Origin of the sequence: Janthinobacterium sp. UMAB-56 (assembly GCF_900095265.1) — a bacterium.
Classification (GTDB): domain Bacteria; phylum Pseudomonadota; class Gammaproteobacteria; order Burkholderiales; family Burkholderiaceae_D; genus Janthinobacterium.
In genome coordinates this window covers 174,807-196,066 of record NZ_LT607655.1, presented here as the reverse complement: position 1 = coordinate 196,066, position 21,260 = coordinate 174,807, and the positions used below count along the sequence as shown (strand labels likewise).

General features: G+C 62.6%; 20 protein-coding genes. 13 read left to right on the top strand and 7 right to left on the bottom strand.

The features are described 5' to 3' along the window. Positions 1-51: 51 nt before the first annotated feature. A complete protein-coding gene (locus K0F85_RS11780; RefSeq protein WP_219116215.1) occupies positions 52-963 on the bottom strand; it encodes a DMT family transporter in 912 nt (303 codons plus the stop codon). Positions 964-1,103: 140 nt separating this feature from the next. Between K0F85_RS11780 and K0F85_RS11775 the strand changes: the two genes are divergently transcribed. The 3 genes from K0F85_RS11775 to K0F85_RS11765 all read left to right on the top strand — a co-directional run bounded on the left by K0F85_RS11775 (position 1,104) and on the right by K0F85_RS11765 (position 4,965). After that, the gene (locus K0F85_RS11775) at positions 1,104-2,522 is read left to right on the top strand and encodes a PLP-dependent aminotransferase family protein (protein ID WP_257572703.1); all 1,419 of its coding nucleotides are present in this window, start codon (positions 1,104-1,106) and stop codon (positions 2,520-2,522) included. 90 nt (positions 2,523-2,612) lie between these two features. Continuing rightward, positions 2,613-4,526: a molecular chaperone HtpG gene (gene htpG, locus K0F85_RS11770; protein WP_219116214.1), complete on the top strand. Its 1,914-nt coding sequence runs from the start codon at positions 2,613-2,615 to the stop codon at positions 4,524-4,526. Between the two features lie 73 nt (positions 4,527-4,599). Then, on the top strand, positions 4,600-4,965 hold the full coding sequence (locus K0F85_RS11765; protein ID WP_219116213.1) for a hypothetical protein: 366 nt from the start codon (positions 4,600-4,602) through the stop codon (positions 4,963-4,965). Here the strand turns inward: K0F85_RS11765 and K0F85_RS11760 are convergent. Further along, complete coding sequence (locus K0F85_RS11760; protein WP_219116212.1) at positions 4,942-5,682, bottom strand: alpha/beta fold hydrolase; 741 nt, start codon at positions 5,680-5,682, stop codon at positions 4,942-4,944. The genes K0F85_RS11765 and K0F85_RS11760 overlap by 24 nt on opposite strands. A gap of 134 nt (positions 5,683-5,816) precedes the next feature. Between K0F85_RS11760 and K0F85_RS11755 the strand changes: the two genes are divergently transcribed. Then, complete coding sequence (locus tag K0F85_RS11755) at positions 5,817-6,854, top strand: hypothetical protein (protein WP_219116211.1); 1,038 nt, start codon at positions 5,817-5,819, stop codon at positions 6,852-6,854. 2 nt (positions 6,855-6,856) lie between these two features. Here the strand turns inward: K0F85_RS11755 and K0F85_RS11750 are convergent, their stop codons facing one another. The 5 genes from K0F85_RS11750 to kynU all read right to left on the bottom strand — a co-directional run bounded on the left by K0F85_RS11750 (position 6,857) and on the right by kynU (position 12,745). After that, positions 6,857-7,882, bottom strand: a complete 1,026-nt coding sequence (locus K0F85_RS11750) for a hypothetical protein (RefSeq protein WP_219116210.1) — start codon at positions 7,880-7,882, stop codon at positions 6,857-6,859. A gap of 2 nt (positions 7,883-7,884) precedes the next feature. Continuing rightward, positions 7,885-9,939, bottom strand: coding sequence for a toxin-antitoxin system YwqK family antitoxin (locus tag K0F85_RS11745; protein ID WP_219116209.1), 2,055 nt, complete (start codon positions 9,937-9,939; stop codon positions 7,885-7,887). A 96-nt stretch (positions 9,940-10,035) separates the two neighbouring features. After that, on the bottom strand, positions 10,036-10,581 hold the full coding sequence (locus K0F85_RS11740; protein ID WP_219116208.1) for an alpha/beta hydrolase: 546 nt from the start codon (positions 10,579-10,581) through the stop codon (positions 10,036-10,038). A gap of 17 nt (positions 10,582-10,598) precedes the next feature. Then, on the bottom strand, positions 10,599-11,486 hold the full coding sequence (gene kynA / locus K0F85_RS11735; RefSeq protein WP_219116207.1) for a tryptophan 2,3-dioxygenase: 888 nt from the start codon (positions 11,484-11,486) through the stop codon (positions 10,599-10,601). Positions 11,487-11,494: 8 nt separating this feature from the next. After that, complete coding sequence (kynU, locus tag K0F85_RS11730; protein ID WP_219116206.1) at positions 11,495-12,745, bottom strand: kynureninase; 1,251 nt, start codon at positions 12,743-12,745, stop codon at positions 11,495-11,497. Between the two features lie 604 nt (positions 12,746-13,349). Between kynU and flhD the strand changes: the two genes are divergently transcribed. From flhD to K0F85_RS11685, 9 genes are all read left to right on the top strand, one after another. Then, positions 13,350-13,667 carry a flagellar transcriptional regulator FlhD gene (flhD, locus tag K0F85_RS11725; protein ID WP_034758381.1) on the top strand — a complete coding sequence of 106 codons (318 nt, stop codon included), beginning with the start codon at positions 13,350-13,352 and terminating at the stop codon, positions 13,665-13,667. A gap of 39 nt (positions 13,668-13,706) precedes the next feature. Then, positions 13,707-14,270 (top strand): flagellar transcriptional regulator FlhC, encoded by a 564-nt coding sequence (flhC, locus tag K0F85_RS11720; RefSeq protein ID WP_219116205.1) that lies wholly within the window; start codon positions 13,707-13,709, stop codon positions 14,268-14,270. Positions 14,271-14,380: 110 nt separating this feature from the next. Then, entirely contained in the window at positions 14,381-15,142 is a 762-nt protein-coding gene (locus K0F85_RS11715; protein ID WP_219116204.1) for a cyclopropane-fatty-acyl-phospholipid synthase family protein, read from the top strand. Positions 15,143-15,361: 219 nt separating this feature from the next. Continuing rightward, complete coding sequence (gene motA / locus K0F85_RS11710) at positions 15,362-16,222, top strand: flagellar motor stator protein MotA (RefSeq protein ID WP_141172489.1); 861 nt, start codon at positions 15,362-15,364, stop codon at positions 16,220-16,222. 58 nt (positions 16,223-16,280) lie between these two features. Continuing rightward, complete coding sequence (gene motB / locus K0F85_RS11705; RefSeq protein ID WP_219116203.1) at positions 16,281-17,258, top strand: flagellar motor protein MotB; 978 nt, start codon at positions 16,281-16,283, stop codon at positions 17,256-17,258. Between the two features lie 46 nt (positions 17,259-17,304). Next, positions 17,305-17,853 carry a chemotaxis protein gene (locus K0F85_RS11700; RefSeq protein WP_077401991.1) on the top strand — a complete coding sequence of 183 codons (549 nt, stop codon included), beginning with the start codon at positions 17,305-17,307 and terminating at the stop codon, positions 17,851-17,853. 83 nt (positions 17,854-17,936) lie between these two features. Continuing rightward, a complete protein-coding gene (locus tag K0F85_RS11695) occupies positions 17,937-18,302 on the top strand; it encodes a response regulator (protein ID WP_219116202.1) in 366 nt (121 codons plus the stop codon). 43 nt (positions 18,303-18,345) lie between these two features. Next, a complete protein-coding gene (cheA, locus tag K0F85_RS11690; RefSeq protein WP_219116201.1) occupies positions 18,346-20,538 on the top strand; it encodes a chemotaxis protein CheA in 2,193 nt (730 codons plus the stop codon). A gap of 31 nt (positions 20,539-20,569) precedes the next feature. Then, a complete protein-coding gene (locus K0F85_RS11685; protein WP_034758356.1) occupies positions 20,570-21,076 on the top strand; it encodes a chemotaxis protein CheW in 507 nt (168 codons plus the stop codon). The last annotated feature ends 184 nt before the right edge of the window (positions 21,077-21,260 follow it).

Genomic DNA, 21,260 nt, shown 5'->3' with positions numbered 1-21,260 from the left:
GCTGTGCCCATCCGCACGCGCAATGGCGTTGCAAACGGGCGTCAAGCCGGCCTATTTCAACTTGCGTCCGATGGCCACCACGGCGATCACGGCGCCGGCAAACAGCAGGCTTTCGCCCGTCAATGGCTCGTGCAGCAGCACGGCCGCGCCCACCAGCGTGAGGAAAGGCTGCAGCAACTGCGTCTGTCCCACGCGCGCCACGCCGCCCAGCGCCATGCCCCGGTACCAGAAAAAGAAGCCGATAAACATGGAAAACACCGAAATATACGCAAAACCCAGCCAGGCCGCGCCGCTGGCCTGCGCCATCAGCGCGCGCTGCGGCCAGGCGTTCCACAGCACCACGGGCAAGACAAAAGGCAGGGCCAGCAGCAGGGCCCAGGAAATTACATGCTGGCCCGGCATGGCTTGCGCCAGGCGTCCGCCTTCGGCATAGCCGAGTGCCGCCAGCAGCACGGCGGCAAAGATCAGCCAGTCTGCCAGGTGGAAGCTGCCGCCGCCCTGGCGCAGCGCGAACGCCACCACCAGCGCCGTGCCGAGCAGGGCCATCAGCCAGAAGCCCGGGGAAGGGCGTTCCTTGCCACGCAGCACTGCAAACACGGCGGTAGCCAGCGGCAGGATGCCTACCAGCACGGCGCCGTGCGAGGCGGGCAGGCTGCGCATGGCGATCGACGTCAGCCAGGGAAAACCCAGCACGCAGCCCAGCGACACGAGCGCCAGCGGCAGCCATTGTTCGCGCCGCGGCATTGGCGCGCGCTGCTGCCATAGCCACAGGCCGGCCAGGCAGGCAGCCACCAGGGCGCGGCCCAGGGCGACAAAGGTGGGGTCGAGTTCGGCCACCGCCAGCCGCGTGAAGGGCAGGGTCAGGCTGAAGAGGGCGACGGCTGTCAAGCCCAGCAACAGACCTTTGCGGTCGGCGCCGAGGCGCAAGGGGTGACTGGGGGAAGTGGTGGCGTGCGATGGCATGGCTGTCCTGGTACTGGTGGCATGGGTAAATATAAATAGGGCGGGGTGGATGTATCTGCCCCGTCCTGCTATCCTAGGGCTCAATAGCAATACAGTACAAATACACTTCCACGCATAATTCCACATACTGTAATGGTCACATGAGCAATACACTCCCTTTGCTGTCGCGCGCCTCTGGCGAAACCCTGATCGACCAGATTGCGCGCTCGCTGGCGGCGCGCATCGACGACAAGCTGCTGCGCGGCGGCGCGCGCATGCCCTCGATCCGCCAGGGCGCCGCCAGCTTGAACGTGTCGTGCGCCACGCTGGTGGCCAGCTACGACAAGCTGGTGGCGCGCGGCTACCTCGAATCGCGGCGCGGCGCCGGCTTTTTCGTGCGCGAACGTTCGCCGCTGAACGCGCCGGCGCCGCCCGCTGGCGCGCAGGACGCGGTGGCGCAGCCGATGGATGTGGTGTGGCTGATCCGTAATATGTTCCGCCAGACGCCTGCCATCCCCGCGCCCGGCTCCGGCATGCTGCCCGCCGAGTGGCTCGATGGCGACCTGGTGGCGCGCGCCTTGCGCGACGTCAGCCGCCAGCCCGGCAGCCTGCTGCTCGCTTATGGAACGCCGCAGGGTTTCCTGCCGCTGCGCCAGCAGTTGCAGCTGAAACTGGCGGGGCTGGAAATCGCCTGTCCGCCCGAGCAGATCGTCACCACGGTGGGCGTGATGCAGGCGCTGGACCTGGTGGCGCGCGAGTTTGCCCGTCCCGGCGAAACCATTTTCGTCGACGATCCCGCGTATTGGCTGATGTTCGGCGCCTTTGCCGCCATGGGCATGCACGTCATCGGCATCCCGCGCCTGGGTGACGGCCCCGATATCGCCGTGCTGGCCGAGCTGGCGGCCTTGCACCGTCCCAAGCTGTACGTGATCAACTCGGTGCTGCACAACCCCAGCTCGACGTCGCTGTCGGCAGCCAAGGCATTCCAGGTGCTGCGCCTGGCCGAACAGCACGATTTCCTGCTCGTCGAGGATGACATTTATTGCGACATGCACCCGGGAGGCGCGGTGCAGCCGGCCACGCGCCTGGCCGCGCTGGACCAGTTGCGCCGCGTGATTTACCTGGGCGGCTTTTCCAAGAGCCTGGCGGCGAACCTGCGCGTGGGCTTCATCGCCACCTCAAAGGAGCGGGCGCAGCGCTTGGCCGACCGCAAGATGCTGGCCACCTTGACCACCAGTGACATCGGCGAGCGCGTGGTGTATAAAATCCTCTCGCAGGGGCTGTACCGCAAGCATGTGGAGCGCCTGCGCGCGCGGCTCGACAAGGTGCGCGAGGGCACGTACCGCAAGGTCGAACAGGCGGGCTTGCGCTTCGATCCGGCATCGGCCGGCATGTTCGTGTGGGTCGATGCGGGCTGCGACACGAATGTCCTGGCCGAACAGGCGCTGGCCGAGGGGTTGGTGCTGGCGCCTGGCAGCCTGTTCTCGCCGCGCCAGCTGCCCTCGACCCGCATGCGCCTGAACCTGGCCACCGTGCAGGATGAGCGCATCTGGGCGTTTTTCGCGCGCGCACTGCGCTGATTTCAGGACATTCAGCGGGGGCTCTTGAAATCGCTCGTTGCATCCCCAACTCCGTAGCATCCGTCCCATCCACAAGACTATGAGGTAAAAATGGCTGTCTCCGAAAAGCAAACCCTGGGTTTTCAGACCGAAGTGAAGCAAATGCTGCACCTGATGATCCATTCCCTGTACTCGAACAAGGAAATCTTCCTGCGCGAATTGATCTCGAACGCGTCCGACGCGGCCGACAAACTGCGCTTCGAAGCGATCGATAATGACGCCCTGTACGGCAACGATCACGAATTGAAGATCAAGGTCAGCTTCGACAAGGATGCGCGCACCATCACCATTTCCGACAACGGCATCGGCATGACCCGTGACGAGGCGATCTCGCACCTGGGCACCATCGCCAAGTCGGGCACCAAGGAATTCTTCGGCAAGCTGTCGGGCGACCAGCAGCAGGACGCGGCCCTGATCGGCCAGTTCGGCGTCGGCTTCTATTCCGGCTTCATCGTCGCCGACAAGATCACCGTCGAAACGCGCCGCGCCGGCGCCACTGAAGGCGTGCGCTGGGAGTCGGCTGGCGAAGGCGATTACAGCATCGAGAACATCGACAAGCCGTCGCGCGGCACGGACATCATACTGCACCTGCGTGAAGGCGAGGACGAATTGCTGTCGAGCTGGAAGATCAAGTCCATCATCCGCAAATACTCGGACCATATCTCGCTGCCGATCGTGATGCAGAAGGAAGAGTGGGACGACGAGAAAAAAGAAACCGTCCTGAAAGACGAATTCGAAACCGTCAACCAGGCCAGCGCCCTGTGGGCCCGCAACAAGGCCGACATCACGCCGGAACAGTACGACGAATTCTACAAGCACGTCTCGCACGACTTCCAGTCGCCTTTGAGCCACACGCATAACCGCGTGGAAGGCCGCAGCGAATACACGCAGCTGCTGTACATTCCGGCCAAGGCGCCGTTCGACATGTGGGATCGTAACAAGCGCGGCGGCATCAAGCTGTACGTCAAGCGCGTCTTCATCATGGACGATGCCGAGCAGCTGATGCCGACCTATTTGCGCTTCGTGCGCGGGGTGATCGACTCGGCCGACCTGCCGCTGAACGTGTCGCGTGAAATCCTGCAGGAATCGCGCGACGTCAAGGTGATCCGCGAAGGCTCGACCAAGCGCGTTCTGGGCATGCTGGAAGAACTGGCAAACGCAGATGAGCAGGACAAGAAGGACAAGTACGCCGTCTTCTGGAAGGAATTCGGCCAGGTGCTGAAAGAAGGCATAGGCGAAGATGCGGCCAACAAGGAACGCCTGGCCAAGCTGCTGCGCTTTGCCTCGACCGCCAATGACAGCGACGAGCAAATCACGTCGTTCGCCGACTACGTGGCACGCATGAAGGAAGGTCAGGACAAGATTTACTACGTCACGGCCGACAATTACGCTGCCGCCAAGAATAGCCCGCACCTGGAAATCTTCCGCAAGAAGGGCGTCGAAGTGCTGCTGCTGACGGACCGCGTCGATGAATGGATGCTGTCGTTTATCCAGGACTTCGAAGGCAAGGAACTCGTTTCCGTCGCCAAGGGCGGCCTGGACCTGGGCGCACTGGAAGACGAAGCGGAAAAGAAAGAGCACGAAGAAACGGAAACCTCGTACGCCGACCTGGTGGGCAAGATGAAGACCGTGCTGGCCGACAAGGCCAAGGACGTGCGCGTGACGTTCCGCCTGACCGATTCGCCAGCCTGCCTGGTGGCCGATGAAAACGAATTGTCGGGCAACCTGCTGCGCATGCTCAAAGCTGCTGGCCAGAGCGCGCCGGAATCGAAGCCGATTCTGGAAATCAACCCGAACCACCCGCTGGTGGCGCGCCTGAAATATGAGGATGCGCAAGGCGGCAAGTTCGGCGACTGGGCCAACATCCTGTTCGACCAGGCCATGCTGGCCGAAGGCGGCTCGCTGGCCGACCCGGCCAGTTTTGTGAAACGCCTCAACGAGTTGCTGCTGAATACGGCGAAGTAATCGCCTTGTTGTCAGCGTCAGCAAGCCGGCCCTTTCTGCGTGAAAGGGCCGGCTTTTTCTCTTAAGGGGCACCATGAAGAATCGCTTGATGGCGGGCCTGGGCGCGCATGCGCTGGGCTGCCTGCTGTTTATTGTGTTGAGCTGGCTGGGTTTTTTCCTGTACACGCAGCTGTTCGGCAGCCTCGGCTCGCGCGGCGTGGCCGGCGGCCTGGCCCTGCTGCTGGTGTTTTACGTGTATGCGGGCACGAATTTGCTGCTGGCGCTGCTGCCGCCCGGCAGGCTGAAGCCGCTGCTGTGCGGTTTGCTGGGCGCGGCCGTGCTTGCGTATCTGCTGCCGCAGCATCCGCTGCGGGCCATTTACTTCAGCGTGCTGTCGGGCGGCTTGAGCTGGCTGGCCGTGCTGGCCAGCGCGCGCTTAAGCAGATTCCTGCGCGGCTGACAGCCCGGCGATGAAAGCGGCGACCGCCACTGCGGCCGCCTGCGGTGCCGCTTGCAGCAGCATGTGCGGCGCGTCGATGGCGATCAGCTGCGTGCCTGGCGCCTGCCGCAGTATCTGCAAGGCGTTCGCTGGCGGTACCAGGCGGTCGTGGCGGGCGCGCAAATACAGCACGGGCAGGCTGCCGCGCGCGAAGCTGGGTGAGGCGTCTTTTTCTGCTATCGCCAGCACGGCCCGCATGCGCTGGCGCAGCACGCTGGGCGGCACTTGCGCCAGCGCCGCTGCCAGTTCATCCTGCAACTGCGGCGTGGCGTAGGGGGCTAGCAGCGCCTGGCGCAGGGCGAAGCCGGGCAGGGTGCCAAAGGGGACGAATTCCAGAAGGTGGCGCAGCGGCGCCAGCAGCGGGCGCGGATTGCGCACGAACGAACAGCACAATATCAGCGCGCGCATGCCGGGTGGCGGATGGGCGCGCAAAGCTGCGCCCAGCGGTCCCGAAAACGATTCGGCCAGCAGCACGAAAGGACGGTCGCGCGGCAAGCGCTCGCGCACGAACGCTTCCAGCGCTGCATAGTCCAGCGGCGCGGCCGGATAGGCGATGGCCTGGGTCTCGATAGCGCTTTGCGCGCGCAAGGCGGCGTCAAAACGCTGGAATAGCCTGGCCGTGCCATCCATGCCGGGCAGGAGAACAAGCAGTGGTGAGGCGAGGGGCGCGAGGGTCATGGCGGCCATCATAACAGCCGCACCGGCACACGCGGCGTCCACCAGGCGCACCGCATGGAGACTGGCGCCATGCTAGAATCGCCGGCGCGTCATGCGTGGCCGGAATCGCGGCCAAATCCCCGACAGACAGAATCATGCATATCATTTTTTCGAATTACCGCACCCTGGGCGGCGTTCTGCTGGCAGCGGCTTGCGTCCTTTCCCAGCCCGCCAGCGCCACGGCGGCACTCTCGGCGCCGGCTGGGAAAAGCCTGTCTTCCCTGCTGGCCGGCGGCCCTTTGCCGCGCCTGAGTGAAGACCCGCAAGTGCGCGCCGCGCTGTTCGATTTCTTCGGTTACGCGCGCGGCAGCTACACGGAAGACGATGAATTGCTGCTGGCGCAGGCGCTCGAAGCGATCAGCGAAAAGCGCGACGCCACGCGCACGGCGCTGGCCGATGGCCGCCAGTTGCTGGCGTCGATGAATGACCGCAAGCAGGGGCGTGAACGGGGCGCCATGCTGCTCGACAAGCGCGGCGCCATCATCGCCTTTGGCCTGGTCAATGGGCATTGCCGCCTGGAGGGGCAGCCGCTGGCGAAAGCCTGCAATCCCGATCCGAATGCGGTGCTGACGGTGTTCCACCGCAAAGGCATGCTGGTCGGCGAAGCGGCGCCTCTGCTGGCCTGGGCCAGGCAGTTGCCGCCCATGCTGGCGCTGATCGCGGGCGACAAGGAAGCGGGCGCCGACGGGCAGAAGATCGCCAGCGTCGAATATGTGCTGGCCCAGCCGGCCCTGCCGGGCTGGAACCGCGCCCAGCTGCCGCCTGCCTATCCAGCGGCACTCTTGCCGCTGCTGCTCGATCAATCCACGGTGCTGACGTCGGCCGGCGCTGGCGTGTTTGCCTATCCGCTCACGCTCAAGGGCAAGAAACAGAACAATGTGCTGGACCAGGCCGAAGGCCGCCCGCCGCGCGACCTGGAAGTGGCGCTGCGCAGCTATGCCAGTTTCGATGCGGTGGTCGAGCGCTACCGCCGGCTGGCCAAGGGCGCGCGGCTGCAGCGCAACGAGCGCACGGCCTACCTCGATGGCGACATGGGGCAGGGCAGCTACCGCGTCTACATCCGCAACACGGGCGCGGACGGCGTGATGATCGACGTGGCGCTGTGGCAGCGCAAGCTGGCGGCCAGCCGCTGATTTTAGCAAGGGCGCGCTTGTTCGTAGCCCAGTTGCAGCAGCTGCGCGGCGATGGCGTCGTCACGTGTTTTCCTGCCGGTGCGCAGGCGCGCATGCGTCAGGGACGCGGGCAAGCCATGCGCCAGCAACGCGTCGATGTCGAGCATGGTCTCGGATGCTGACAGCTGGCGCAGGGCGGGCAAGGTGGCGAGGCCGGGCAGGCTGTCGAGCGTCTTGCAGGTGTGCAGGTCCAGGCGTTCGAGCATGGAATTGGGGCCCAGCGCGATCTGCTGCAGCTTGATCTGGTCTTCCACCCATAGCGCCTGCAGCAGGGGAAAACGGCCGATATCGCCCAGCGTTTCCAGGCCGCGCACACGTATCACTTCCAGTTTCCTCAACAGCGGCGCCTCGATGCGCGCAAGCGATTCGCGGCCACCCAGCTGCAACAGCAGCCTGTCCAGGCGGGCCATCTCCGATATGAAATCGAGCGGCACCTTGTTCTTGATGCGGTACAGCGAGAGCGCATGCAGCGCCGGCAGGCTGGCCAGGGTGTCGATATGCTGGTGGTGGCCCTCGACGACCAGGCTGGCCAGGTGCGCATAGTGGCGCAGGGGCGCCAGATCGATATTGTTCCTGGCCGATTCGCCCAGGTTCAGGTATTCGAGGCCGCGCAAATTGTCCAGCTGCAGGATGTCGGCTTGCGCCAGCTCGTAGACGCCCAGGCTCAGGCGCTTCAGGTGGCGCAGCTCGCCCAACGCTTCCAGATGGATGGCTTGCCGGTGGCAATCGATGGACAGGCTGGCCACATGCGGCAGCGCGCGCAGGATGCGGGCATCGAACACCTTCGGGTCATAGCCGTAGATACGGATGGTCAGCGCTGTGCCGCAGGTGGCGGCCAGGGCGTCGAGGTCGGCCAGCAGCGGCCCCGGCTCGGCCAGGGTATTGAACTGCACCAGCACCTGCTGGCCGCTCGCGATGCTGGCGCGGATCGCCCCGGCATCGATGCGCTCGGGGTTCTGGATGCGCTGCGGCTGTCTTGCCTGCGTCATGGTCACAGTCCGATGGGGTAGTCCACCTGCCTGGGGGGAGGGCAGCCTTCCGGTCCCGGGAAGGTTTGCTTGCCCGTGTCATCGTAGCGCTTGCCGCAATCGATGAGCACGCTCTTGCGGAAGGTGAAAATGCTGGCCACCTTGCCGTTCGGGTGGTAGCAGATATTGTCGCCATCGCGGTCGGCCGAAGCATAGCTGATCATGGTCTCGCCATTCACGGTGCGCGTCCTGTGGCCGCTGCGCGGCTCCGTGCATTTGAGCTGGCCGCTTTCGTAATAGGCGTTGACGACGGACGTGTCGGCGGCGCGGTCGACCAGCAGTTCGTCCTTGCGCTTGCCGTTCGGGTAGTTCGAATAGCCCTCCTGGCGCTGGCCGTACTGGAAGGCGTAGTAATACTGCGCCTTGCCGTCAGGGTAGTACATATGATGGTATTCGCATACATCGTCGCGCGTGCTGCTGTACTCTTTGAAGGTGCAGCGGTGGATGTCGTTGAGCAGCTGGCCGTCTTCATAGTATTCGCGCAGGTGCGTGAGGAGTCTGCCCTGGTCGATGACGGCCAGGCGTTCCGGCTTGCCGTTCGGGTAGTAGCGCGCGTCCAGGCCCTGCTTCTTGCCCTTGTCCCACAGCGTATCGAGGCGCAGGATCTTGCCGCTGTCGTCGAACGCCTGTTCGCGCCCGTCGAGCTGGCCGTTGATGTAAGTTGCCGTGTAGACCACGTATTCCTTGCCGGGCGGGCCCAGATAGCGCGTGCGGCTGCCATCGAGCACGCCCGCCTGGTAATGGTCGCGCACACGCAGCGCGCCTTGCGCATCCGTGTCGAGGGCCTCGCCCTGTTTTTTGCCTTTCACAAAAGTGACGCTTTGCGTGACTTTGTCCTTGAGCCTGAGCTTCCACGGCCCGTCGCGCAAGCCGTCGATAAAGCTGCCGTTGCCGTCTTCCGTGATCCACGCGCCGTGGCGCGCGCCGTTGACGTAGTCGCCGCGCGTTTGCAGCTTGCCGCCCATGCGGCGTTCGTGCGGGCCGTTCAGCTGGCCGTCCGCATAGGTGTCGAAGCCGGTCACTTCCTCTTCATCGGCATAGTTGATGACGGTCCAGCGGCCTTCGCGCTTGCCGGCCCGGTACATGCCGCTCTCGCTCTGCTTTGGATAATTGAAGTTCCAGATTCCCTCGCGCAGGCCGTTGACGAAATGGCCCTTTTCGCTGCCTTCATGCATGCCTTCGCGTGACCACATGCCCTGTCGCTTGCCTTTCACGTACTGGCCCCGTTCGACCACCGAGCCGTCGTCCCAGGCCAGGCTGTAAATCACGGACGGGCCGTCTTCGCTGCCCGTGAACTGCCGCGGCGCCGTTTCCCACGTCACTTGCCACAGGCGGTAATTGGGCAGGATGCCGGCGCCCGCATCGCTGTACAGCGTGTAGCTGGCGGTGAGAAAACGGTCGCCTTTTTTCTGGAAGGTTTTCTTGTAGGTGATGGCGTCCTTGGCGCCAGCTGCCACGGTTTTGCCGTCATCGCTGTAGTAGCCGACGATGGCGCCTTGCGTATGGTCGATGGCGTCGAAGTCCGCATTGCCGCTCTTGCCGCGCACGACGCTGTAGTCCATCGGCGCCAGTTTCGCCAGCGCCGCCTTGACCTGGCCCGCGTTGGGCGAGCTGCTTTGCGCCACGATGCGGTTCAGTGCCGGCTGCAAGCCGTCCAGGCGCCGGTACTTGCCGGAACTGCGATGGTAGCGGTAGGCGCGCAGGCCATTCTTGTCACCCTGGCGTAACAGCACCAGCATGGTTTGCACGCTGCTGTCCGATTCCCGGTCCAGCGAGGCGTAGAAGACGGAGCGGATGACGGCATTGCCAAACTGGTCGAGCAAGAAGGTTTTCGAGCTGCTGCTCGTGCATTCGCAGTAATAGCCGTTGACGCCATCTTTTTCCTTGAGGAAGGCGATATCGAGCCCGCTGTCCTGTGAGGCGTTGATGGCGGGATGGGCGAGGCTCTTGCCTTCGTAGAAGGGCGCACCCTGGGCCAGGGCGGAGCAGAGCAACAAGGGCAGTAGCAGACGTTTCATCGTGAGGCAGGCGCCGGGGCGCCGCAATGGAAAGGCCACGATTCTGCCTGCGTTCTTACTTGTGGGCAAATACGGGTCTATCGTGCGCGCCCCGCTTCAGGCCTGGTGCGCGGCGCAGAAGTCCAGCAGCAGCTGTTCGCCTTCCGGCCAGGGGCCGTAGCCGGCGTCGCCATTGATATGGCCGGCGTCGCCGATCATGGTCAGTTCGCTGCCCCAGGCGGCGGCAAACGCGCGCGCCCGCGCGAAGCTGACGTAGGGATCATCGCCGCTGGCCACCACCAGGCTGGGAAACGGCAAGGCTTGCAGCGGCATGGGCGCAAAGCCCGTCGTGCCGGCGGGGTAGGAGGTGGCTTCGACGTCGCTGGGGGCGACGAGGAAGGCGCCGGCGATCCTGTGCGGCGAGCCGCTGGCAGCCCAGTGGGCCACCAGCGTGCAGGCCAGGCTGTGCGCGGCCAGCACGGGCGGGCGCTCGCAGGCGGCGATGGCGCGGTCGAGCTCCATTACCCACTCGTCCTTGTCTGGCGTCTGCCATTCCCGGTGCGGCACGCGCGACCATTGCGGGTGACGCGCCTCCCAATGGGTTTGCCAATGCTGCGGCCCGGAATTCCACAGGCCAGCCAGGGTCAGGACAAGAGCGGACATCAAATCTCCTTTTGCGGTTAGAGCTCCGTGCGAAGGGCGAAGAGTTCGGGGAACAATACCACGTCGAGCATCTTGCGCAAATAGCTCACGCCCGCCGTGCCGCCAGTGCCCGTCTTGAAGCCGATGATGCGCTCTACCGTCGTCACATGGCGGAAGCGCCAGAAGCGGAAGGCCGTTTCCAGGTCGACCAGCTTTTCGGCCAGCTCGTACAGGGCCCAGTATTTCGACGGGTCGCGGTAGACTTCCAGCCATGCCGCCTTGACCGAGGCGTCGGCGGCCGTCGGCAAGGTCCAGTCGGCATGCAGGCGCTCGGGGGCGATGGGCAGGCCGCTGCGCGCCAGCAGCTGGATGGCTTCATCGTAGACGGATGGCGTGCGCAGGGCCGCATCGAGCACTTGGTAGGTGTCGGGGGCCGTGGTGTGCACGTTCAGCAGGGCCGCGTTCTTGTTGCCCAGGATGAATTCGATTTCGCGGTACTGGAAGGACTGGAAGCCGGACGAGGCGCCCAGGTAGGGACGGATTGCCGTGTATTCGGGCGGCGTCATGGTGGCCAGCACGTCCCAGGCATGCACCAGCTGGTCCATGATGCGCGCCACGCGGGCCAGCATTTTAAAAGCGGGCGCCAGTTCGCCGCTTTGCAGCTTGGCGCGTACGGCGTGCATTTCGTGCAGCATCAGCTTCATCCACAATTCGCTGGTCTGGTGCTGCACGATGAACAGCATTTCGTTGTGGTTCGGCGACAGCGGATGCTGGGCCGTCAGGATGCGGTCCAGCGCCAGGTAGTTGCCGTAGCTCATAGATTCGCTGAAATCCATCTGCGCGCCATGCCACTGCGCATCCTGGCCGCCGGCATGCATGGGGCAGCCGCTGGTGTTTTCCTGGTTCATAGTCTTGTCGTCGCTCATGGGAGGGTTCAGGTGACCGCATCGCGCTTGGCGGCGATGTCGTAGGCTTGGGTGTCGAGTATGTCGCGCAGGATTTCCACGGCATCCCACACGTCGGCAAAGCTCGTGTACATGGGCGTGAAGCCGAAGCGCATGATGGCCGGTTCGCGGTAGTCGCCGATGACGCCGCGCGCGATCAGCGCCTGCATCACGGCATAGCCATACGGGTGCGTGAAGCTGACCTGGCTGCCGCGTCGCGCATGCTCGCGCGGCGTGACGAGGCCCAGCGGATGACTGGCGCAGCGCTGTTCCACCAGCGCGATGAACAAATCGGTCAGGGCCAGCGACTTGCGGCGGATGGCTTCCATGCTCGTTTGCGCAAAGATATCCAGGCCGCACTCGACCAGGGCCAGCGAGACGATCGGCTGCGTGCCGCATAGGGCGCGGGCGATGCCATCGGCCGGGGTGTAGCCCGGGTCCATGGCGAACGGCGTGGCGTGGCCCCACCAGCCGGACAAAGGCTGGCGGAAGCGCGCCTGGTGTTTTTCCGGCACCCAGATGAAGGCGGGCGAGCCAGGGCCGCCGTTCAGGTATTTATAGGTGCAGCCGACGGCCAGGTCGGCGCCGGCGCCGTTCAGGTCCAGCGGCACGGCGCCGGCCGAATGGGCCAGGTCCCACAGCGCCAGCGCGCCCTGTGCGTGGCAATGGCTGCTGATGGCGGCCATGTCGTGCTGGTAGCCGGTGCGGTAGTTTACGTGCGTGAGCATGGCGACGGCGCAATCGCCAGCGATGGCTTGCGCCAGTTCCTCGGGGCTGTCGACCAGGCGCAACTGGTAGCCGCGGTCGAGCCAGGCGGTCAGGCCTTGCGCCATGTACAGGTCAGTGGGGAAGTTGCTGCGTTCGCTGACGATGATACGCCGCGCGGCATGTGCAGGATCGCTGGCCTGCATCTGCAGGGCGGCGGCCAGGGCCTTGAACAGGTTGACGGAGGTGGTGTCGGTGATCACGACCTCGCCCTTGCCGGCGCCCAGCAGCGGGGCCAGTCGGTCGCCCAGGCGCTTGGGCAGGTCGAACCAGCCGGCCGTGTTCCAGCTGCGGATCAGGTCCGCACCCCATTCGGCCGTGATGACGTGCTGGGCACGGGCCAGGGCCGCTTTCGGCCGTGCGCCCAGGGAATTGCCGTCGAGGTAAATTGCGCCTGATGGCAAGTCGAATTGCTGGCGCAGGGGGGCCAGGGGATCGTCGAGGTCGCGCGCGCTGCAGTCTTGTCGGGAAATCATGGTGGCTTTCATGTCGATACTTGTCTTAATTGCACAATATTGCTTGAGGTCTAAAGTATTGTGCGGAAGCTGGCAGTGTAGCAAATCCCCGCCAGAAAGCGGAGTTTCCGCGTCGGGCGGGGGATGGAAAGTACCTCCCTGCCGGGCGTCAACGAAAAAAATCACGATTTTTAAAAATATTTTCAATAATCGCTAAAGTTCTGCGATTCGCCGCCGTCAATGAATACAGGAAGGGCGGTAATCGGTCAGGCAAGCGTCAATATTTTTTAAATATTTTTAAAAATAAGCCTAAAGTTCCCGCAACAACTGCCGTTATCCTAGGTAACAGGCTTGATTCTGATCAAGTTGTTGTAAGAAAGTGATTTCATTTCAAGCGGGAAGTCAGGCAAATCTGGCTCTTTGCGCATCTCAAGAATCCGCGCCCTCACAGGCGTGCGACCATGGTCGAGCGGTGTTTGTCAGACAAACACCTACGGCCGTACCCTCTATTTCCCGACCAAAAATACAGCGCTACACCTCTGTTGCATTTGATGTTGCTCCTGCAGAATGTATCTCACTGGCAACACATAACGCCAGCTGAATTCAACGGATTGAGGAGATGGAAATGACTGCTAACGATATGATGGCTGAGATTCGCGACGCTAACCTGAGCTACCTGATGCTGGCCCAGCAAATGATTCGTGCGGACAAGGTAACGGCCATCTTCCGTTTGGGCATAGCCGCCGAAATCGCCGAATTGATCGAAGGCATGAGCAACGCGCAGATCCTGAAGCTCGCTGGCGGCAACATGATGCTGGCCCGCTTCCGCTTCGACGACAGCGCCATCCTGGGTATGTTGACGAACTACAATAAAGATCGCTCGCTGGCCCAATCGCACGCCGCGATCCTGATGGCCGGCCAGGGTGTCGAAGAAATCGCCTAAGCTTTTAAATCAGTACTCGTCAGTCGCGGAGCAAGCAGCATGGCCAAGAAAAGTGTCGTATCGGAAGCGCAGGAAATCCAGTTAGCCATCGAATTGATACAGCTGGGTGCCCGTTTGCAACTGCTGGAGACGGAAGTGTCGCTCTCGCGCGAACGACTGCTGAACCTGTACAAGGAATTGAAAGGCGTCTCGCCGCCCAAGGGCATGCTGCCGTTTTCCACCGACTGGTTCATCACCTGGCAACCGAATATCCATTCCTCGCTGTTCATCAATATCCACAAATTCCTCGTTGACCACGCCGGCGCCACCGGCATCGAAGCCGTGATGAAGGCGTATAAGCTGTATCTGGAGCAGATGCCGCCAGAGGCAGGTGAAGAGCCGCTGCTGTCGCTGACGCGGGCCTGGACCCTGGTGCGCTTTTTCAGCAGCAAGATGCTGGACATGGCGCCCTGTGGCAAGTGCGGCGGCAAGTTTGTCGTCAACTGCCTCGACCTGAACGCCGATTATGTGTGCGGCCTGTGCCACATGCCTTCGCGTGCCGGCAAGACCAAGAAAGCGCGCGATGAAGCGGCCGCCGCCGCGCCGCCGGTTGTTGTCGCCTGATACTGCCTCAAATAGAGCCTTAGTGAAAGCCGGAGCGGTCGCCAGACCGGACTCCGGTTTTTTCATGGGGCTTTCGCTTACACTGGCGTTTTCTACCCTTGACTACCCCCATGCTGCAACAAATCCTGCGCGCGCCTGCGCTCAAGGCCATCCTGATCCAGGTGCTGGCCTTTCCCCTGATGTTGCTATTGGTATATGGTCTGGCGCGTGCCGGCGTGGCCATGTCGCTGCCGGCCGTGGCGCTGGTGCAGGGCGTGCTGGCGGCGCTCATCACGTGGCGCGCGGGACTGGCGCGCTGGTGGTGCGCCATCGGCCTGCTGTTTGCGCCCGCCTTGGTGGCGGCCAGCCTGCTCGATTTGCCACCGGTCGTGTTCCTGGCGGCCTTTGTTTTCCTGCTGAGCCTGTACTGGTCCACGTTCCGCACGCAAGTGCCGTTTTACCCGTCGGGGCCGAAGGTTTGGCAGGCGGTGGCCGAGCTGGTCGCGGACCGTCCCGGCGTGCGCCTGGTCGATATCGGCAGCGGGCTGGGCGGGCTGGTGCTGGACCTGGCGCGGCGCCGGCCCGATGGGCATTTTTCCGGCATCGAGCTGGCGCCGCTGCCGTGGCTGGCAAGCCGCTTGCGCGCAGGGCTGGCCGGGAGCCGCGCGCGTTTCCTGCGCGGCGATTACGAAGGGCTCGACTTTGGCCGCTACGATGCGGTGTTTGCCTACCTGTCGCCGGCGGCGATGGCAGCCCTGTGGAGCAAGGCGGAAAAGGAAATGTTGCCCGGTAGCATGCTTCTTAGTTACGAATTCCAGATTGCGGCACGCGAGCCCGATAAGACCATCGCCGCCACAGAGGGCGGCCCTTTGCTTTACATATGGTGCTTTTAAGCAATTGTCAGCGTTATTTGCTTGCCCGTGGGGCAATCTCACGTTATTGTAGTTCCACACGGAATTTTCCCGGAATTGCATTGAAAAGCAGCACATTTCAATTAACTTCCGGTTGCTTTTTTTGCCGCTGTCGTCGTCGGCGGCGCAGCCGCTAGAAGGCAGGAACAGGTTTGAACATGCCGGGCGCACAGTCCCGGCCATTATTGGGAGTCAGGGCACTTGTTAGTCATAATCGGATACATCATCGTCTGCGCCTCGGTCTTTGGCGGCTTTGCGCTGGCAGGCGGCCATCTGGCGGCGCTGTTCCAGCCGCTGGAGTTGCTGATGATCGGCGGCGCCGCCCTGGGCGCCTTCCTTGTTGGTAACAATAACAAGGCCATCAAGGCGACCATCGCCGCCTTGCCCAGCCTGTTCAAGGGATCGCGCTACACCAAAGATCTGTACATGGAACTGATGTCGCTGTTGTTCGAAGTGCTCAGCAAAGTGCGCAAGGAAGGCTTGATGTCGATCGAAGGCGATATCGACAAGCCCGAAGAAAGCCCGCTGTTTTCCAAGTATCCGGCCGTGCTGGCGGACCACCATATCGTCGAATTCATGACCGATTACCTGCGCCTGATGGTGTCGGGCAATATGGATGCCTTCCAGATCGAGAACCTGATGGATAACGAAATCGAGACGCACCATCACGAAGGCGCCGTGCCGGCCCACGTGATCGCCAAGGTGGGCGACGGCTTGCCCGCTTTCGGTATCGTCGCCGCCGTGATGGGCGTGGTGCATACGATGGAGTCGGTGGGCATACCGCCGGCAGAGCTGGGCATGCTGATCGCGCACGCGCTGGTCGGCACCTTCCTCGGCATCTTGCTGGCCTACGGTTTCGTCGGTCCTCTGGCCAGCCTGCTGGAGCAGAAGCTGGAAGAGTCGAGCAAGATGTTCCAGTGCGTGAAAGTGACCCTGCTTGCCAGCCTGAACGGCTATGCGCCGGCGCTGGCCGTGGAGTTCGGCCGCAAGGTCCTGTTCTCGACCGAGCGTCCGACGTTCAATGAGCTGGAAGACCACATCAAGAAATCGAAAACGAAGTAAGCAGTGAATATACGCCTGGATACCATGATTCATTTGCAGCACACGGAAGGGGAACGCCATGGCCGATGAAGGCATGCGCCCGATTATCGTCAAGCGTATCAAGAAGACGGCTGGCGGACACCATGGCGGGGCATGGAAAATTGCCTACGCCGACTTTGTCACGGCCATGATGGCCTTTTTCCTGCTGATGTGGCTGCTGGGCTCGACTTCGAAGGGCGACTTGAACGGCATTTCCGAATTCTTCAAGACGCCCCTGAAAGTGGCCATGGCAGGCGGTTCCGGCAGCGGTGAAAGCAATTCCGTGATCCAGGGCGGCGGCCAGGACCTGTCGCGCCAGGATGGGCAGGTACGCAAGGCGCAGGAAGAGCAGCAGCGCAAGTCCTTCGACCTCAATTCCGCCAAGGCTGCGCTCGAACGCGAGGAAGGCAAGCGCCTGCAGGCGCTCAAGGCACGCATCGAAGCGACCATCGACGCCAACCCCCTGCTGAAAAAATACAAGAACCAGTTGCTGCTCGATATTACCAGCGAAGGCTTGCGCATCCAGATCGTCGACGAGCAAAACCGTCCGATGTTTGCGCTCGCCAATGCGAATCTGCAACCGTACACCAAGGAAATCCTGCATGCCATCGGCTCCGTGCTCAATGAAGTGCCCAACCGCATCGGCCTGTCCGGCCATACGGATTCGACACCCTATATGAGTGATGCCGGCTACAGCAACTGGGAATTGTCGGCCGACCGCGCGAATGCGTCGCGGCGCGAACTGGTGATTGGTGGCATGAAGGAAGAAAAAGTTTTGCGCGTGGTGGGCCTGGGCTCGGCCGCTCACCTGGACAAGCTCGATCCCTTCAATCCGATCAACCGGCGCATCAGCATCATCGTCATGAACAAACGCACGGAAGAAAATGTCCTGCGCGATGGGGCGGCGATCGAGTTGCCTGTGACCGATGCCGCTTCCGCCGCTGTTGCTTCAGGCCTGGTGGCCGGAGCGCCGCCCGCAGCGGCGCCTGCCCCCAGCCCGGTAGCGGCGAAAAAATAACACGCAAGGCTGTCAACGCGTGGTGTATTGAAACAATGAGACCTTTATGACAAGAAAGAAAATACTTGGCTCGCATGTAAAACGCCTGCTGTCTGGCGTGTCGGACCATGGCCGCAAGCACTTGACGGAGGTGGAAACCGACCTGGTGCAGACCGGCATCTTGCTGGAAGAGGCGATCGAGAAGTTGTCCTTCAATTTCATGGCGATACATGCGGCCGTCGCTGCGCAGCAAGATACCATCGCCCTGTTGCTCGACGGCGGTATTCCGGCCGAGCAGCAGCGGGAAAAACTGCTGGCGTTGCAGGATGAGGTGGGGGGGTATGTGAATGCCGCCATCACCAGCCTGCAGTTCCAGGACATGACCAGCCAGTTGATCGAGCGCACCTTGAAGCGCGTGACTGGCTTGCGCGAGTTCCTCGGTACCCTGGGCTCGCATGGCGCGGAGATGTTGCCGGAGAGCGACAATGAAGAAATTGTCGCCTTGCTGGGGAGGGTCAGCATGGCGCTGGCGATTCAAAGCCTGGAGTTGCGCAGCGTGCTGCGCAAGGCTGTCAGTCAGCAGCATTTGGAAAGTGGCGACATCGAGCTGTTCTAGCATGCCAGTGCGGAACGCTTGTGGTTGCATGGATTGATTAATCAAATACTCGGGCAGGATGCCCGGAATAAGTGGGAGCAAAGATGGCCAAAACGATACTTGCAGTGGACGATTCCAGCTCATTGCGCCAGATGGTGGCGTTCAGTCTGAAGGCCGCCGGTTATCAGGTGGTGGAGGCCGTCGATGGCCAGGACGGACTGGAAAAAGCCAAGCTGCAAAGCGTGGACCTGGTATTGACGGACCAGAACATGCCGCGCATGGATGGCCTGGAGCTGATCAAGCTGCTGCGCGAACTGCCAACCTATCAGAAGGTGCCTATCCTGATGCTGACGACCGAGTCGTCGGACGAGATGAAATCGAAGGGTCGTGCCGCCGGCGCCAATGGCTGGCTGGTCAAGCCCTTCGATCCGCAACGCCTGATCGAGGTGGTCAAGAAGGTGATCGGCTGATGCCAGCCGCGCAGCACAACGATGCAATTGACGGAGTCACCCTATGACCATCGATATTAGCCAGTTTTTTCAGGTCTTTTTCGATGAGGCCGAAGAACTGCTGGCTGAAAAAGAACGGCTGCTGCTGGCCGTTGATATTGCGGCGCCCGACGCCGAAGACCTGAATGCCATTTTTCGCACCGCCCATTCGATCAAGGGCGGCGCATCGACGTTCGGCTTGAGCGACATGAGCGAGGTAACGCACATCCTCGAGTCGTTGCTCGACCGCATTCGCCAGGGGCAGATGGCCCTGACGGCGGAACACGTCGACGCCTTTTTGGCGGCCAAGGACATCCTTAAGATGCAGCTCGACGGCCACCGCCTGGGCAGCGCCGTTGACCAGGATGCCGTGGCCAATGTGCGCATGATGCTGCAGTCGTTCTCGCAGGACGTGCCCGTGGCCGCGCTCACGCCCGTCGCGCCGGCCTTCCATACGGCGGAAAAAGAAGCCGTCAGCCATGCCGGCGGCCAGCGCTACCGCCTGGAGCTGCCGAAGATGGAAGAGCGCGAAGTCGAGGCGCTGGCGGCCGAACTGGGCTTGCTGGGCGATGTCGCCGTGTCCAGCCTGCCCGATGCGCGCAAGGTGCTGGAAGTGACGACGCATGAAAGCCTGGACGACATCCTGGCCATCTGCTCGTTCGTGCTCAATCCGGATGACATGGTGATCACGCAGGCGCCGCCACTGGCGCCAGGCGAAGCCGAAGCGGCCCGCGCGGCGCAGGAAAAAGCCCAGGGCTATGGTTTCTTCGAGCCGCTGCCAGGCGCGCCTGGCGCGGCGGATCCCGGTTATGGCTTCTTCCAGCCGATCGAGGATATCCGCGCCGCCGCCGGCGTGCAGAGCGACGCCGAACAGGGCTATGGTTTTTTCCAGCCCCTCGAACAAATTCGCGCCGATGCAGCCAAGGCGGGCAACGCCAGCGCTGCCGCCATGCCGGCCGTGGCGAGCGCCGTGGCCGAAGCGGAGCAGGAAAAGAAACCGGCCAAGAAAGAGGGCGACAAGGCCGGTGCCGAGTCGTCGTCGATCCGCGTCTCGATCGAGAAAGTCGACCAGCTGATCAACCTGGTGGGCGAGCTGGTGATCACGCAGGCGATGATCGAGCAGCGCGCCAGCGCGCTCGACCCGATGCTGCATGAAAAACTGCTCGACAGCGTCAGCCACCTGACGCGCAATACGCGCGACTTGCAGGAAGCGGTGATGTCGATCCGCATGATGCCGATGGATTTCGTTTTCTCGCGCTTCCCGCGCATGGTGCGCGACCTGGCGACGAAGCTGGGCAAGAAAGTCGATTTCATCACGAATGGCGCCGCCACTGAACTGGACAAGGGCCTCATCGAGCGCATCGTCGATCCTCTCACGCACCTGGTGCGCAACAGTATCGACCATGGCGTGGAAATGCCGGCCGCCCGCGTGGCCGCCGGCAAGACCGAGGCTGGCCGTTTGTTCCTCTCGGCCAGCCATCAGGGCGGCAACATCATCATCGAAGTATCCGATGACGGTGCGGGACTGAACCGCGAGCGTATCCTGGCCAAGGCCGCGCAGCAGGGCCTGGACGTGTCCGAGACGATGAGCGACGCCGACGTGTGGCAACTGATCTTCGCGCCAGGTTTTTCTACCGCCGAAGCGGTCACCGACGTGTCGGGCCGCGGCGTGGGCATGGATGTCGTCAAGCGCAATATCAGCGCCATGGGCGGCGTCGTCGACATCCGTTCGGCGAAGGGTTTCGGCACGACGATTTCCATTTCGCTGCCGCTGACCCTGGCCATCCTGGACGGCATGTCTATCCGCGTCGGCGATGAGGTGTATATTTTACCTCTGGGCTTTGTCATCGAATCGCTGCAGCCAGCCGTTGAGGATATCAAGGACATCAGCGGTAAGGGGCAGGTGGTGAAAGTGCGCGGCGAATACCTGCCGTTGATCCCGCTGTATCAGATGTTCGACATCGCGCCGCGTTTTACCAGCCCCTCGGAAGGCATCTGCGTGATCCTCGAGACGGAAGGACGCAAGGCTGCCCTGTTTGTCGACGACCTGGTGGGACAGCAGCAGGTCGTGGTGAAAAACCTCGAATCGAATTACCGCAAGGTGGTGGGCATTTCCGGCGCCACCATCCTGGGAGATGGCGGCGTGTCGCTGATTCTCGATGTCGCCGCCCTGATCCGTTCCTCTCGCCAGCTGGCCGACGAGTCCATTTTTTCGTAATACCGATAGATAAAAGATAGGAAAACGCACCATGTCAGATACTCAACAAACATCCGGAAGCAATGCGGGCGACGGCAAGGACATCGCCGGCCGTGAATTCCTGGCCTTTACCCTGGGCTCCGAAGAGTACGGCATCGATATCCTGAAGGTCCAGGAAATCCGTGGCTACGAAGCGGTCACCCGCATCGCCAACGCGCCTGAATTCATCAAGGGTGTGATCAACCTGCGCGGCATCATCATTCCCGTGGTCGACATGCGTATCAAGTTCAACCTGGGCACGCCCGTGTACGACCAGTTCACGGTAGTGATCATCCTGAACATCGGCGGTCGCATCGTCGGCATGGTGGTCGACAGCGTTTCCGACGTCACCACCCTGACGCCGGAGCAGGTGAAACCGGCGCCGGAAATGGGGACGGCCTTCTCGACCGACTACATGATCGGCCTGGGCACCATCGACGAGCGCATGCTGATCCTGGTCGACATCGACAAGCTGATGTCGAGCAGCGAGATGGGCCTGATCGACAAGCTGGCAGCGTAAGCGGCAGCAAGGCGGCGCCCGGTGCGCCGCCGTTTTGGCACGCAAAGAATCACTACAGATATGCATGTACCGGCGCGGGCAGTATTGCTTAGAGGCGCGCCGGCAGGCTGCAAGGTCCGACAGAGACCAGGCCACAACACGGCGCCGTCCGGTTGAACGGGCGCCGTTCACATAAATATTGGAG

Excerpts from the sequence above, each read along its gene's own strand:
- K0F85_RS11750 (WP_219116210.1), bottom strand. The coding sequence starts at position 7,882 with ATGACGCAGGCAAGACAGCCGCAGCGCATCCAGAACCCCGAGCGCATC.
- K0F85_RS11745 (WP_219116209.1), bottom strand. The coding sequence starts at position 9,939 with ATGAAACGTCTGCTACTGCCCTTGTTGCTCTGCTCCGCCCTGGCCCAG.
- K0F85_RS11695 (WP_219116202.1), top strand. The coding sequence starts at position 17,937 with ATGGCCAAAACGATACTTGCAGTGGACGATTCCAGCTCATTGCGCCAG.
- K0F85_RS11755 (WP_219116211.1), top strand. The coding sequence starts at position 5,817 with ATGCATATCATTTTTTCGAATTACCGCACCCTGGGCGGCGTTCTGCTG.
- K0F85_RS11685 (WP_034758356.1), top strand. The coding sequence starts at position 20,570 with ATGTCAGATACTCAACAAACATCCGGAAGCAATGCGGGCGACGGCAAG.
- K0F85_RS11760 (WP_219116212.1), bottom strand. The coding sequence starts at position 5,682 with ATGACCCTCGCGCCCCTCGCCTCACCACTGCTTGTTCTCCTGCCCGGC.
- K0F85_RS11780 (WP_219116215.1), bottom strand. The coding sequence starts at position 963 with ATGCCATCGCACGCCACCACTTCCCCCAGTCACCCCTTGCGCCTCGGC.
- K0F85_RS11775 (WP_257572703.1), top strand. The coding sequence starts at position 1,104 with ATGAGCAATACACTCCCTTTGCTGTCGCGCGCCTCTGGCGAAACCCTG.
- K0F85_RS11740 (WP_219116208.1), bottom strand. The coding sequence starts at position 10,581 with ATGTCCGCTCTTGTCCTGACCCTGGCTGGCCTGTGGAATTCCGGGCCG.
- K0F85_RS11765 (WP_219116213.1), top strand. The coding sequence starts at position 4,600 with ATGAAGAATCGCTTGATGGCGGGCCTGGGCGCGCATGCGCTGGGCTGC.
- cheA (WP_219116201.1), top strand. The coding sequence starts at position 18,346 with ATGACCATCGATATTAGCCAGTTTTTTCAGGTCTTTTTCGATGAGGCC.
- kynU (WP_219116206.1), bottom strand. The coding sequence starts at position 12,745 with ATGATTTCCCGACAAGACTGCAGCGCGCGCGACCTCGACGATCCCCTG.
- flhD (WP_034758381.1), top strand. The coding sequence starts at position 13,350 with ATGACTGCTAACGATATGATGGCTGAGATTCGCGACGCTAACCTGAGC.
- K0F85_RS11715 (WP_219116204.1), top strand. The coding sequence starts at position 14,381 with ATGCTGCAACAAATCCTGCGCGCGCCTGCGCTCAAGGCCATCCTGATC.
- kynA (WP_219116207.1), bottom strand. The coding sequence starts at position 11,486 with ATGAGCGACGACAAGACTATGAACCAGGAAAACACCAGCGGCTGCCCC.
- flhC (WP_219116205.1), top strand. The coding sequence starts at position 13,707 with ATGGCCAAGAAAAGTGTCGTATCGGAAGCGCAGGAAATCCAGTTAGCC.
- htpG (WP_219116214.1), top strand. The coding sequence starts at position 2,613 with ATGGCTGTCTCCGAAAAGCAAACCCTGGGTTTTCAGACCGAAGTGAAG.
- K0F85_RS11700 (WP_077401991.1), top strand. The coding sequence starts at position 17,305 with ATGACAAGAAAGAAAATACTTGGCTCGCATGTAAAACGCCTGCTGTCT.
- motB (WP_219116203.1), top strand. The coding sequence starts at position 16,281 with ATGGCCGATGAAGGCATGCGCCCGATTATCGTCAAGCGTATCAAGAAG.